General features: G+C 66.6%; 10 protein-coding genes. 4 read left to right on the forward strand and 6 right to left on the reverse strand.

Features of this window, described 5'->3' with window-relative positions; genetic code table 11:
• Together FRC96_RS16740 and FRC96_RS16745 are read right to left on the reverse strand one after the other, a co-directional pair.
• Positions 1-1387: serine/threonine-protein kinase (locus FRC96_RS16740; RefSeq protein WP_230470367.1), on the reverse strand; the 1387-nt coding region annotated here is incomplete at its 3' end.
• Between the two features lie 52 nt (positions 1388-1439).
• Complete coding sequence (locus tag FRC96_RS16745; RefSeq protein WP_146976114.1) at positions 1440-2522, reverse strand: arginine N-succinyltransferase; 1083 nt, start codon at positions 2520-2522, stop codon at positions 1440-1442.
• Between the two features lie 176 nt (positions 2523-2698).
• Between FRC96_RS16745 and FRC96_RS16750 the strand changes: the two genes are divergently transcribed.
• On the forward strand, positions 2699-3355 hold the full coding sequence (locus FRC96_RS16750) for a hypothetical protein (RefSeq protein WP_146976116.1): 657 nt from the start codon (positions 2699-2701) through the stop codon (positions 3353-3355).
• A gap of 343 nt (positions 3356-3698) precedes the next feature.
• Positions 3699-4421, forward strand: coding sequence for a hypothetical protein (locus FRC96_RS16755; protein WP_146976118.1), 723 nt, complete (start codon positions 3699-3701; stop codon positions 4419-4421).
• Between the two features lie 20 nt (positions 4422-4441).
• Here FRC96_RS16755 and FRC96_RS16760 read toward each other — a convergent pair whose 3' ends face one another.
• Positions 4442-5248, reverse strand: a complete 807-nt coding sequence (locus FRC96_RS16760) for an HAD family hydrolase (protein ID WP_146976119.1) — start codon at positions 5246-5248, stop codon at positions 4442-4444.
• Positions 5248-6420: a tetratricopeptide repeat protein gene (locus tag FRC96_RS16765; protein ID WP_146976121.1), complete on the reverse strand. Its 1173-nt coding sequence runs from the start codon at positions 6418-6420 to the stop codon at positions 5248-5250. Before FRC96_RS16765 ends, FRC96_RS16760 begins: the two co-directional genes overlap by 1 nt.
• 212 nt (positions 6421-6632) lie before the next feature.
• Between FRC96_RS16765 and recN the strand changes: the two genes are divergently transcribed.
• Entirely contained in the window at positions 6633-8342 is a 1710-nt protein-coding gene (gene recN / locus FRC96_RS16770; protein WP_230470368.1) for a DNA repair protein RecN, read from the forward strand.
• Positions 8343-8454: 112 nt separating this feature from the next.
• Here recN and FRC96_RS16775 read toward each other — a convergent pair whose 3' ends face one another.
• Complete coding sequence (locus FRC96_RS16775) at positions 8455-10035, reverse strand: AbgT family transporter (RefSeq protein ID WP_146976125.1); 1581 nt, start codon at positions 10033-10035, stop codon at positions 8455-8457.
• A gap of 49 nt (positions 10036-10084) precedes the next feature.
• The gene (locus FRC96_RS16780; RefSeq protein ID WP_146976126.1) at positions 10085-11557 is read right to left on the reverse strand and encodes a M23 family metallopeptidase; all 1473 of its coding nucleotides are present in this window, start codon (positions 11555-11557) and stop codon (positions 10085-10087) included.
• Positions 11558-12371: 814 nt separating this feature from the next.
• On the opposite strand from FRC96_RS16780, the gene FRC96_RS16785 reads away from it, so the two are divergent.
• Positions 12372-13289: hypothetical protein (locus FRC96_RS16785; protein ID WP_146976128.1), on the forward strand; the 918-nt coding region annotated here is incomplete at its 3' end.

Below are 13289 nucleotides of genomic sequence, written 5' to 3' on the forward strand. Positions count from 1 at the left end.
GTGTTGGTTTTCTTAGTGTGCGCCGCCACAGCTCATGCGCCCCACCGCTGCGCAACCCGAAGACCTCCTCATGGCCCACAAAGAGACCCTGAAGTTGGACCGGCTTCAAATCCCCCAGCTCCACCCTGGGCACCGAGGCCTGCTGCGGCTCCACCGCGCGCACCATCGCGCCCAGAGGGCGCGCCGCATCGAGGACCTTTCGCGACCAGCGGTCGACCTGCTCCAGATCGTCGACCAGCACCACCCCGCCCTCCTGCAACACCTCGCCAACGCGCTTCTTCGCCAGGGCTGAAACCTCCTCAAACCCGCCCTCCCGTTGAACGTCGGAGCTCCCAAAGGCCCACAGGCTCTCCAGGGGCCGGCTCCCCGAGACCACGCGCAGCACCGGACGATCGCCGCGGGCGCGGTAGATATCTTCGATGGCGTCGAGCAGGCGCGAGCGCCCCGAGCCCGGCGGTCCGGCCACATCGATGGGCTGGCGCTGCTCAATGGCCTGCTCCACCTTTGCGAAGGCGGCCTCGCGCCCCAGCATCGGCCACTCCACCTCCTGGTAACGCTGACGACCGGCGGCGAACATCGAGAGGGCGTGCTGCGCGCTGGCCGGGCGTCGCTCGGCAAAACGCGCCAGCAACCGATACACCAGCGACTCCACCTCATCGGGCACCCCGCGCACCCGCGGCTCCCAGTCGGGCAAGGGCTCCAGCAGCACCGCCTTCATCAACTTCGAGACGGAGTCGGCCTGGTAGGGACGCTGCCCCACAAGCGCCTCATAAATCATCACCCCCACCGAATAGAGGTCGCTCTGCGGGCTCGGCGCCTCGCCGCGCCACTGCTCCGGTGCCAGATAGACCGGCGTGCCCCGCACCACCCCGCCGGCCTGCACGCTTAAGCCCTGGGAGGAGGCCACCCCGAAGTCGAGCAACGTGACCCGCCCGGCGTCATCCACGAGCACATTGCCCGGCTTTAAGTCGCCGTGGACCACACCCTGGCTGTGCACCAGCGCCAGCACCTTAAGCAGGCTGCGCACCCGCACCGCCAGCCCCTCCCACCCGTAGACGCCGGCCCCGGGAAAGGGCCGCCCGTCGACGTAGCTCATCACCAGAAAGTAGCGCCCCTGATGGATACCCTCATCGCGAAGTTGCACCACCCCGGGCACATCGAGCACGCGTAAGATCGCCGCCTCGCGCCAGACGTGACGCTGCTCAATGATGGGCTCACGGGTGTCGAGAATCTTGACGGCCACCTGCTCATCGAGCAGGCGATCGCGCGCGGCATACACCGCCCCAAACCCACCGGTCCCCAGCCGATGCCCCAGCACATAGCGCCCGGCGAGCTCTTCGCCCGGGCTTAATACGGAAGCGTCGGCCTCCGCGATTGTCTCACTCATCGTATTCCCAACCACCATCGTTCCCCCCATTGGAACAGTGCTGCGACGCTATTCAGCGAACTTCGGCCGGCTCCACACGCTGGCCTCGCCAGAGATCTTCGATCTCATCACCGCTCAAAATCATCACTCCCATTGCCGCGTCAGGTGCCAAGCCTAACAAAGCGGCGTCCGGCTGATAAAGCTCATATCCGCGCGGCACCCGTCGGTAACGCGCGACCGTGGCCGCAAACGCCCGATCACCGGGGCGCTCCACACTCACCAGAAGTTCCCCCTCGGCCTGAGACGCCTGCTCAAAGCTTCCGACAAAGTGCGCCTCATGCGTGCGCTGGATCAGCCGGCAGCTGTCGGTGGGGCACACAAAGGTGGGGCCGCCATCAAAGGGGTCAATGCTGCGATCCCACTCAAACCCGATCGAACGCAGCATCTTCTCCACCGGGCGCGTCGGCCCGCCGACCACCCCGATCTTCTCGCGCACATGCTCGGGCAAGAGCGCGGTGTAGATCGGCGTCTGCGGAAAGAGGCTGCGAATGAACTCCACGTTCTGTCGGCTGAGCTGATCGGCCTCCCGGTACTCCAGCTCGGTGAAGTTCGCCCCCAGGCACTCCCAGAGATCGCTTGTGCCGTCGGGGTTAAGCTCGGGCAAGAGCTCGGCGATGATCGCCTCGCGGAACCAGTCGCGATGCCGACCGATGAACAAAAAACGCATAAAACTGAGCAACTTACCCAGCTTCATCGGATGCCCCTGGTAGGCGGGGTCAAGGATAAGACCGCCGATCTCGGTGGGGCCGTCGTAGTTAAAGGTCAGCTGCAGGACCTGGTGCACGAAGTACTTCGCCAGGGTCTGCGAGTACTTCTGCTCCTGACGCACCTCAAAATAGACGGTGGGTCGCTCAAAGCTGCCGTGCTGAGCGATGATCATCGAGGTGCCGATCAGTCGCCCGGCGGCCACGTCCTCCATCACGAACACATACTGGCGCTCGTGATGGGGCAGCGCGCCGGCAAAACTCAGCCGGCTCTCCTCAATGATCGCAGCGAGTTTGTCGCGGGAGGCCGGCAGGTTGAGGGTGTTGAGGTGGTGGGCCAGACGCTCGAGTTGGTCGAGGTCGTCGGTGTGCACATCGCGCAATACGATCATCGCATCGCTCCAGCACGTAGAGATAAAGCGTCCGCAGGGCGGCTCGCCACAGGAAGGGAGGGAATTTGTCAGCGCCACAGGCGTTGCTTACATTGATGGGTGGAGCATAACCTTTGCCCGGGCGCATGCAAGCACGCAGGCGCACTTCGACCCCACCATGTTGCCGCGAGGAAGGAATGGCTGATCGCTTAGAGAAGGGCCTGAAGTTGCTGGGACGAAAGGCGCGCCGGGTGGCGCGCCGCGCCACCGGTGAGGCGTCGCTGCGAGCGCTGCGCACCTCGGTGGTGAACACCCGCCAGGGCGCCGCCCAGACCGCCTCAATGGTGGCGCACGCGCCGATGGTGCAGAGCGCACGTTTTGTCATCACCTCCGGCCCCATCAAAGACCTGGCGCTGATCTGCGGGCGCGCCGGCGTGGCCGGCGCCGTCGTCGATGGCGCGCTCGGCGGCATGAACGCAATGCGCGCGATGAGCCAGGGGCGCATCGACGGCAAGCAGGCCGTGATTCACGCCGGCTCCGAGGCCGGTTGCGGCTTTTTGACCAGCTCCTCGGGCACCGCCGGCACCCTGGCCGCCTACATGATCACCGGCACGATGGGCCCGGCGGCCCTGGTCGCCGGGATGGGGGCCTCGCTGGGCGCGCGTTACCTCTACCGCCAGGTGGTCGGTGAGACGTTGCCGCCCGAAGAGGCCAGCGCCTCGGACGCCGCTGATGATCCGGCCCGCGAGGCCCGCGATCAGCCCGAGCCCCCGAGCGTCAGCCCGAGCGCAAAGAACGACGATGACGATACCCCCGGCGACGTCATGGAAGATATCGGCCCGCGCAAGCATTAAGGCGCTGCCCATCAGCCCGGCAGCACGTCGCCGCCACAAACAACGCGCCCTCGCCCGATGTCGGGCGTAAACGAAGACGCCCGTCCCACCTCCGATGGTGGGGCGGGCGTTTTTCGTTCTCGCCACACCCATTGGGTTCGCACCCGCCGCCCGTTGGCCACGCACACGCTCCCCTCCTCTGACCCCGCACACGCCCTCCCCCCGGCGCTCGACCATTGACTTGCCCGGGCGTCCGACTAACCTCCCTCTACTTCAACTCTGCCGATGGAGGTGGAGCTCCACACCGGGCTCCCCACGCTTGCCAATGATTCACACTCCAGGGGTAACTTCGATGCGCCACTTCATGTTCACGCTCGCCGCAATCGCCACCACCATGCTGCTCCTCACCGGCTCCGCCGCCGCCCAGGAGCCGACCTCGCCAGCGCCGGCACCTCCCGAATCCGCGCTCGGCCCCGAAGGCGATGTCAGCATCACCGACACCCCCGATCTGGCGTTTGGTCTGGGCACCCTCGACGTGACCCTCTCCGGGGGCTTGAGCAGCGGGCTCTACCTCTTCCTTGAGCCCGGCGCCGACCTGGGGCTGATTCCCCTCGGTGATGGCCTGACCCTGGGGCTCGGCGGCACCGTGAACCTGGGCTGGTGCTTGCTCTGCGCAGGCGTCACCGCCCTGACCCCGCTCAACGTCAGCGCCTGGTACGTCAACCCCCTGGCCCGCGCCACGCTGCATTTTGACGCGATCGCCAAAGCCATCGATCTTCCCCAGCTCGACACCTACGCGGGCTTCACCGCCGGCCCCTCCTTTTACAGTTTCACCCTCTCGGTCGATAACGATCCGGCCCAGGGCGACTTCAGCGAGACGACCTTTTTGCTCGGACCGCTCTTCGGCGGGCGCTTTACCGTCAACGACGACAACGGCTTCTTTCTCTTCGCCGAGGCGCGCCTCTTGATGGAGTTCGGCTACAACACCATCACCTTCCGCGATAGCAACGGCACGGTTTACACCCAGGATGACGGGGTCTCGCGTGGCGGCCTGGACTGGGTCGGCGGGCTGGGGCTGCGCTTCTAAGACCTGAGCTTCGCCAGAGCTCAGCGCGAGAGCCCTACGGCCTCGTGCAGCGCGCGCACCGCGCCGTGCGCGTCGACGCCGGGCACGCTCACATAGCGCGCGATGAGATCGGGGTGACCGTCGGCCATCACCCGCGGCAGCCCCACGACCTCCAGCATCGGAAGATCGCCCGGGCTGTCGCCCACGGCCATCGCGCGCCGAAGCTCGACGCCGAGGCGCTGCGCCGCCCTCCGGGCGGCGCTCCCTTTGGAGACGCCCTGGCCCGTCACGCTGGCAAAGAGGCTCTCCGGAAGCGCCGGCGACGACGCCTGGCCTACCTCACAGCCGGCAAGCGCCAGGGCGGTGGCGCGATCGATGTGCTCCGGCGCCACAATCCAGTGCGCGCGCACCACACGCTCCGACTGCACCACCTCCAGAAGATCGCGCTCGGCAACCTCCTGACCCAGCACCTCGGCGTGGTGGGCGCAGCGCTCGCAGATGCGATCCACAAAGATGGCATGCGGGGTGTAGAGCTCCACGGTCAGCGTGTGGTGGCGGGCGTGCGCCACCACCGCCCGCAGCGCATCGGCGGGCACCTCCTCACCATGCAGCACCTCGTCGCCGGCCAGCATCAACGCGCCATTGTGGAAAATATGGGGGGCATCCGGATCGAGGCGCTGAGCGACCTCCAGCGCCACCCCGCAGGCCGCGCGCCCGGTACACACCGCGATGCGAACGCCCGCCTCGCGCGCGCGGGCCGCCGCCTCCCACACCTCCGGGGCCACCTGCCCGTCGGGGCCGATCACCGTCCCATCCAGATCGAGCAACACCAGATCCGCCCTGCGCATCACCCACCTCCCAGACTATGGCCCGTGGAGCGCGCCTGGCGGAGCCCCTCGCCAAAGAGCAGCGCGCGACTCAACGCCTCAAAACGCGCGCGCTCCTCGGGGCGAAGTTCCCCGTAGAGCTGGCGCGTATCAAAGAGCTGCAGCTCCAGCTTGCCCGCGACCACGCGCGCGGCCGGTCCGACCCGATCTTCATCGCATCCATGGGAGGTTGCGATCGCCTGCGGCGACGACCCCTGGCGCCAGTGCAAACGCTCCACCAGCACATGCACGGCCGCCGCCAGGCTCTCGGCCCCCAGATAGTCCCCAAAACGCTCGTGGCTGGCCTGCGCCCACAACCTCAGCGCTGTCTCCGTCAGCTCCAGCCCCCGCTCCTCGGCGCCGAGCACCTCGAGCAGATGCCCCAGCGCCTGCGGAAAGCGCAGCGGCGCAAGCCCGGTGGGACCGCGGCGCTGGCTGCCGTCGAGCACCACCTCGAACTGCCGTCGCAACTTCTGGTTGACCTCCCGGGCCCGCTCCACCACATCGCCCACCTCCACCGAGCGCCGGATCAGTCGCTCCCGCAACAGGTAGCGCGCCGAGGGCGATCGCCGCACCGTCAGCGAGCTCGTCGCCGCGCGCACCACCTCACCCAGGCGCTTAAGCGCCTCCAGGCTCTCCAGCCAGCGCCCATCGTCCTGGTAGACGCGCGCCAGCCCATCAAGGATCCAGGGGTTGCCCAGGTCCCGGTCCAGCGCCCCGAGCAGCATGCTCACCGCCGGCGCGCTCTGCCCGCCGGCGCGCACCGCCAGCGCCGCGCTGCGCAAAAACTCCGCGGCGTCATGCGCCTCCTCCGCCTCCACAAAAGCTTCCAGAAAACGCAGCGCCGCGCGCCAGGGCGCCCCCCTGACCATCGCCACATGCCCCAGCGCGTAGCTCAGATGCGGATCGTCCGGCTCAAACTCCCGGGCCCGCTCCAACCACGCCTGGGAGCGCTCCACATCGTCTTCCACAAGGTAGAGGTACCCCAGAAAGGTTGCGCAGCGGCTGCGCGCCTCGGCCTCCTCCAGCCCCTCGAAGAGGCGCAGCAGGTAGCTGACCGCCTCCTCGTGACGCTCCTTCTCAATCAACGATTCCACCCGCACTTCCAGCCACTGCTGCGGGTCGATCACCTGCCCGCCCTCGTCCTCTCTCATGGCCTGGTCCTTTCGGTCGTTTCGTCGTCCGTCATCCTCATGGCATGCCAGCAGCATACTAAATTTGCCATCACTCGGGTTGAAACCTGAACCCGGAAGGTTTATTTCCTGAACTTATGCGCAGGAAGAGCGCTTCAGGGTAATTTGCCATTGACTCCATGATACGTGTGCCCAGCTTCGGGCGCTCTCTCAATGTTCTCGGGGGCTTGACCATGCTCACCCACCTCGTCATTCGCAACTTCGCCATCATCGAACACCTGGAGATCCCGGTGCGCGCAGGCTTCACTGTGCTCACTGGCGAGACCGGCGCGGGCAAATCGATCATCATCGACGCGCTGAACTTGCTGCTGGGCGGGCGCGCCACCACCGAGGTGATCCGCACCGACGAGGATGAGGCCGTCGTTCAGGGCGTCTTCGAGCCCGGCAAAGCCACCGCCGAGAGGCTGCGCGAGCGCCTGGGCGAACAGGGCATCGAGTTTGAAGGCCAGCTCATCATCCGCCGCATCGTCAGCCGCGCCGGGCGCAACAAGGTCTTTATCAACGGCAGCCTCACCACCGTCACCAACCTCGCCGACATCGCCCGCGGGCTGGTCGATATCAGCGGTCAGCACGAGCACTACAGCCTGCTGCGCCCCGAGGAGCATATCGGCCTGCTCGACGCCTTCGCCAACTTAAGCGGCGACGTCGAAGCGATGAGCGAGGCCTACCGCGAGGTCAACGCCATCCGCCGCGAGCTCAAGGCGATGCGCGAAAACGTGCGCGACCGCCTCCACCGCGCCGACTTTTTGCGCTTTCAGCTCGTCGAGATCGACGCCGCCGAGCTTGAGCCCGGCGAAGAAGAAGAGCTCGAGGGTGAAGTCGATCGCCTCCGCTACGCCGAGAAGATCAACGACGCGGTGCGCAGCGCGGTGCGCCACACCTACGCCGACAACGACTCCGCCGTAGAACGCCTCGGCGAAGCCGTCGACGCGCTCAAACGCGCCTCCCAGTACGATCCACGCCTCGAATCCCTGGCTCAGCGCCTCGAAGAGGCCCGCATCGCCGCCGAGGAGGCCGCCCGCGATCTTCAGGATCAGGACCTCGACGTCGACAACGATCCGAACCGCCTCGACAGCGTCATCGAGCGCCTGGAAGTCATCAAAAAACTTCGCCGAAAGTACGGTCACGACATCCCCGCCATCCTGGAAAACGCCGCCCAGATGCGCGAGGAGCTCCACCGCCTCGACAACGCCGAGGAGCACGGCCAGGAGCTCGAAGCCCGACTCGAAAAAACGCGCCAGAAGGCCTGGGTCATCGCCCGCAAGCTCAGCCAGGCGCGCCGCGAAGCCGCCGTCGAGTTGCGCCGCCGCGTCGAAGCGGAGCTCGGCGATCTCAACATGGCCCGCACCCAGTTTGTTGCCCACTTCACCCCCGCCGATCTTCCGCCAGCGCGGGCCTCGGAGGCCGACGAGAGCATCACCCTCGACGCCCGCGGCTTCGACCGCCTCGAATTCCTGCTCGCCCCCAACGTCGGCGAAGAGCCTCGCCCCATGGCCAAGATCGCCAGCGGCGGCGAGCTCTCGCGTATCATGCTGGCCATCAAGACGGTGCTGGCCGAGCGAGACGCCATCGACACCTATGTCTTCGATGAGGTCGACACCGGAATCGGCGGCGCCACCGCCGATGTGGTCGGCCAGAAGATCCAGAACGCCTCCCGCGACCACCAGGTCCTCTGCATCACCCACCTGGCCTCGATCGCCTCGCGCAGCGATCACCACTACCTGGTCGAGAAAATGCTCGTCGACGAGCGCACCCAGTCCATCATCCGCCCCTTAAGCGACGAGGAGCGCATCGAAGAGATCGCGCGCATGCTCGGCGGTGCCCGCGTCACCACCACCACCCGCGACGCCGCCCGTGAGCTCCTGACCCAGCAGGTGCGCTGATCGTTTTTAGCCATGAAAACCCCGGAAGCGGGGCGATGTAAGACACAAAAAAGCGCGCCTGCCGGCGCGCTTTTTTCATCCATCGTCGGGCTCCGCCGCCCGGACAAAAACCTCAGCCCCCCGGCATCACATAGGTCGCGGAGACTCCCGGGCCCAGCGGCAGCCCGAACTGCACCCAGATGATCAGCAGAATCGTCCAGGTGATCCCCAGCGCCACCGAGTAGGGGAGCATCGTGGTCAGGATCGTGCCGATCTTGATGTCTTTCACGTAGCGCTGCGCAAACACGATGATGATGGGCAGGTAAGGCATCAGCGGCGTGATGATGTTGGTGATCGAGTCGCCCACCCGGTAGGCGGCCTGCACCACCTCGGGGCTAAAGCCCATCATCATCATCATCGGCACAAAGATCGGGGCCATAAACGCCCACTTCGCGCTGGCGCTGCCCACAAAGAGGTTCATCGCCGCCGAGACCACCAGAAACGCCAGCAAGAGCGGCATCCCCGTCAGCCCGATCGCCTCCAGGCCCTCGGCGCCGCGCACCGCCGTGATCGCCCCGAGCCCCGTCCAGTTGAAGTAGGCCACGAACTGCCCGGCCACAAAGGCCAGCACCACATACGCCCCCATCGTGCCCATGGTGTCGCTGGCCATCTTCGCCACATCTTTGTCGCTCTTGATCGACTTCATCACCACCCCGTAGACGATCCCCGGGAAGATGAAGAGCAAGGCGATGAGCACCTCGACCGCCTCAAAATAGGAGTGCAGCGCGTCGACCGGAAGGCCCCCCGGCTCCACCGGATCGCGAAGCGGTGAGCCCGACCAGATGCCCAGAAACGCAATGCCGGCTGCGACCACCGCGCCCACACCCAGCGCGATAAAGAAGGCGCGACGTTCCTCCTTACCCGGCTCCTCAGCCTGCTCATCCCCGCTGTACTCGTCGCTGGCCTGCGAGGGGTTCCACTCCCCGAGCATCGGCTCGACGATCTTGGTCGTTACCCAGGTGCACACCACGGTGACAAGCACCGTGGAGACCACCAGAAAGTAGTAGTTGGCCGTAGCGTTGACCGCATACGTCGGATCCAGCGTCTCGGCCGCCTGACCGGTCAGCCTGGCGAGCATCGGATCGAGCCCGGTGATCAGGAGGTTGGCGCTAAACCCGCCGGAGACCCCGGCGTAGGCCGCCGCAAGCCCCGCGATCGGGTGGCGCCCCAACCCCGCGAAAAGAAGCGCCCCCAGGGGCGTCAGCACCACGTAGCCGGCGTCGGCCACCATCGAGCTCATCACGCACGCAAAGACAAGCGTGGCCGTGATCATGCTCTTCGGCACCGAGGCCACCAGCACCCGCAGCCCCATCGTGATAAAGCCGGTGCGCTCAGCCACGCCGATGCCGAGCATCACCGTGAGCACCGGGCCCAGCGGCGCAAAGCCCATGAAGTTGTCGATGGCGCTCAAGAACATCCACCGGATGCCCTCCCAGCTCAGCAGGCTCTGCACCGTCTGGGTGCTCAGCTCCCCGGAGGGCTGGCGCACCTCGGCGCTGGCGCCAGCAAAAAGCGCGGAGGCCACCACCACCAGCGCCGCCATGATCACAAAAAGCGTCAGCGGATCGGGGAGGCGGTTGCCGGCCGCGGCGATCTTCTCGAGCACGCGCACAGCCAGGTTAGGACGCTCTTCACGGGGGGTACTCTGGGCCATGGGGCTCTCGTCGGTCTATCGGGTCAAAGAAGAATACGTGAAAGGCGGCTCAGGGCTCGCTCTGGATCGTATCGAGCTGCTCATCGGGGCCGCTGGCCGCCTCGCGCTGAGCCAGGGCCCGGGGGGCGGCCTCACGCAGCGCTTCAGTGAGCTGCGCTCGCCAGGGCACCACGATCTCGCTCTTAAACGAGGCCAGCGCCTCCCCTTTAAGCGGCTCGCCACGCGCGGTGTCCACGCTCAAAGGATCGATATGGCGGCCGTTTTGAAGCATCTCATAGTGCAGGTGCGGGCCGGTGGAGCGCCCGGTGTTGCCGCTCTTGGCCACGAGCTGTCCGCGGGTCACCCGCACCCCGGCGCGAATGCCGCGCGCGAAATTGTTGAGGTGGGCAAAACGCGTCTCAAACCCGCCGCTGTGGCGAATCTTGATCAGGTTGCCATAGCCCCCCGCGCGCCCCGCAAAGACCACCGTGCCGTCGGCCACCGCCTGCACCGGCGTGCCGATCGGCGCGCCATAGTCCACGCCGCGGTGCATCCGCGTGCCTCCCAGCACCGGGTGCACGCGACGCCCGTAACGGCTCGTCACGCGCGTGAAAGGCAGCGGGCTGCGCAAAAACTGCCGCTGCAGGCTCTCCCCCTCTTCGTCGTAATAGCCCGGCTCCTCGCCACGCTCTTCATCATAAAACGCCCAGTACGTGCCGCGCTCCCCCATGTATTTGGCGCCGATGACGCGCCCGTAACGCAAAAACTCCCCCTCGAGGTAGACCTTCTCAAAGATCATCGCAAAATGATCGCCGGCGCGCGTCTCGGTGTTGAAGTCGATGGTGTACTGAAAAATCTCCATGAAACGATGCGCCAGCGCCCCGCTCTCCCCGGTCGCCTCCAGCGCCAGCCAGAAGCTTGAGGCGATCGAGCCGGCCACCGCCTCATGCCGCGTCTCAATCGGCACCTCTTGCTTGACCGCCACGTAGGTGCCGTCGTCCTGGCGGGTGGTCACCCAGATGTCTTCCGGAGACGTCTGGTAGCGAAACTCGATGATGGCGCCGCTGGCGTCGGTCTCCACCCGCCACTGATCGCCGGGGCGGCTGCGCCGAAAATCGAACTCCTTCTCGGTGGCCGTGACCACCTCATGGATCGCACCGGCGGAGACGTTTCGTGCCTGCAGACTCACAAAGACGGACTGATTGGGTTTGATCTCGCCAGCGATCACGGCGGCCTGCCCCTCGGTGAAGCTCGCGCTGAGCGCGGCCTCCTCGGCTTTTTCGGCCAGGATCGCTTCGGCTTCGCCGCTGGTCAGCGTCGCCTGCGCGAGCGCCACCGCGCTGTTGACCCGCATATACGCCTCGGCAAAGGCCAGGCCCCGAACGAGCTCCTGCTCGTCGGGCTCCTCCTCCCCTCCGACGACCAGATACACCAACGCCCCCACCGCCAGCAGCACCAGCAGGCCCGTCAACCAGGGCCTCCCGCGCCGACGTCGGCGTCGGGGGTGCAGCAGCATCTCTTGCTTCGGCCAGCGACCTCGCATACGTCCTCGACTGCTTCGTGCGTAGGGCCCGCGCGCGTCACGCCTTGCTTCGACCCTGAAAATTCTGCCTAACCTTCACTGCGGGGCCCCCGGGCGTCAAGGCGCGCGCGCCCGCGCACCCCTGCCCCGCATCGTACTCGCGGATGTCAAACGCCCCCCACGCCCGCTCGGGGCTCCAGCAACCTGATTTGGGGCTCCGCCTTATTCCATGCGCTTGATCCCCTCTACTTTAAAATGAAGTTTGCGCGATCAGGTGCTGATCGCCGCTCCTTCAAGGTGAACCTCTCCTGATCAGCACCTGATCGCCTCCGTCCAGAGTTGAACCTCAGGTGCACAGGTGCTGAGCACGCGTCTCCGCAGCGCAGAGACACGTGATCACCTGCTGATCGGCCGGTCTTCAACGTGAAGCACCCGCGATCACGCGGTGCTCCGACCTGCTTCATGTTGAAAACACCTCGATCAGCGCCTGATCGACCGTCTTTTAACCGGCGCATACCTCGATCAGCACCTGATCAAACGTCCTTCAACCGGCGCGGGCCTCGATCAGCACCTGATCGAGCGTCCTTCAACCGGCGCGGGCCTCGATCAGCACCTGATCGAACGTCCTTCAACCGGTGCGGGCCTCGATCAGCACCTGATCGAGCGTTCTTCAACGCAAAAATCACGTCACCCCACCCTCGCCAGCACATGGAGCGAGCGTCCTCGTCGTAACACCTCGTGAAATCCCGCCCCAAAACGTTGACAACACCGGGGGGGTTGGGGCTAATCGGGCCCACGATGCCCCGGATGTTGGCCTGGACGGGCAGGAGAGCCCTTGAGACGCCGTATCACCCTCATCACCCTGTCGTTGCTGGCAGTCACGCTGCTCGGCGGCGCGCTCTTTTTGCCGCGTTTGGCCGCGCCGATGGTCGAGCGCGCGCTTCCCGCCACTCTGGCGCGCGCTGGAGCCACGGCAAGTTGGAGCGCGCTTGAGTTGAGCTGGACCGGGCGAGTGCGCCTGAGCGATGTTCACATTGAGCACGAAGGCCTGGCCACCCACCTCGAGGCCGCCGAGATCGCGCTCAAAGCCAGCCCCTTCTCGCTGCTCACCAAAACACCGGAGTTGACCTCCCTGCAGGTGCGCAACGCCGCGCTCACGATCGACGATCCGGGCGCGCTTCGCCGCCATCTCCAGAAGCTCCGGGGCGCCGACGGCGCGTCGACCGAGAGCCCGACGCCGGCCAACCCAGGGGCCGGCGCCACCGGCGGCCTGCTCGCTGCCCCCCGCGTCGCTCACCTGCTCAACCACCTGCCTGACGTGGCGATTAACAGGCTCACGCTGGATGCCGGGGAGGCCTACCCCGCGCTGGCGATGGCGCTCAACGATGTGGCGCTCCAGAGCGGCGGCGACAGCTGGGAGGTGGGCGCCAGCGTTGAACTTCCCGCTCTCTTACGCCCCTTCGCCACGCAAGCGGAACTCGCGATCGCCGGGGAGATCTCCCCCCTCCACCGCCTCGCTCGCCTCGACGCCGGTGGCGATTCGAGCCCCGCCCTCTCGCTGGCCGGACCGGCCGGCGCCACCGTGGAGGTCGCCCGCGTGACGCTCGACGCCGGCGCCCAGACGTTGACCTTGAGCGAGGTGAACGCAACGCTCTCGCGCGGACCGCTGGAGGCCCGCGCCGAGCTCCCGGCGCTGCACCTGAGCCCCGGCACCTCAACGCCCCTGCGGGCCGAGCTGGAGCGGCCGCGCGTC

Source organism: Lujinxingia vulgaris, assembly GCF_007997005.1.
Lineage (GTDB): Bacteria > Myxococcota_A > Bradymonadia > Bradymonadales > Bradymonadaceae > Lujinxingia.

What these genes read in the sequence shown, in the direction of transcription:
- FRC96_RS16745 (WP_146976114.1), bottom strand. Translation starts at nt 2,522, where the DNA reads ATGATCGTATTGCGCGATGTGCACACCGACGACCTCGACCAACTCGAG.
- FRC96_RS16750 (WP_146976116.1), top strand. Translation starts at nt 2,699, where the DNA reads ATGGCTGATCGCTTAGAGAAGGGCCTGAAGTTGCTGGGACGAAAGGCG.
- FRC96_RS16755 (WP_146976118.1), top strand. Translation starts at nt 3,699, where the DNA reads ATGTTCACGCTCGCCGCAATCGCCACCACCATGCTGCTCCTCACCGGC.
- FRC96_RS16760 (WP_146976119.1), bottom strand. Translation starts at nt 5,248, where the DNA reads ATGCGCAGGGCGGATCTGGTGTTGCTCGATCTGGATGGGACGGTGATC.
- FRC96_RS16765 (WP_146976121.1), bottom strand. Translation starts at nt 6,420, where the DNA reads ATGAGAGAGGACGAGGGCGGGCAGGTGATCGACCCGCAGCAGTGGCTG.
- recN (WP_230470368.1), top strand. Translation starts at nt 6,633, where the DNA reads ATGCTCACCCACCTCGTCATTCGCAACTTCGCCATCATCGAACACCTG.
- FRC96_RS16775 (WP_146976125.1), bottom strand. Translation starts at nt 10,035, where the DNA reads ATGGCCCAGAGTACCCCCCGTGAAGAGCGTCCTAACCTGGCTGTGCGC.
- FRC96_RS16780 (WP_146976126.1), bottom strand. Translation starts at nt 11,557, where the DNA reads ATGCGAGGTCGCTGGCCGAAGCAAGAGATGCTGCTGCACCCCCGACGC.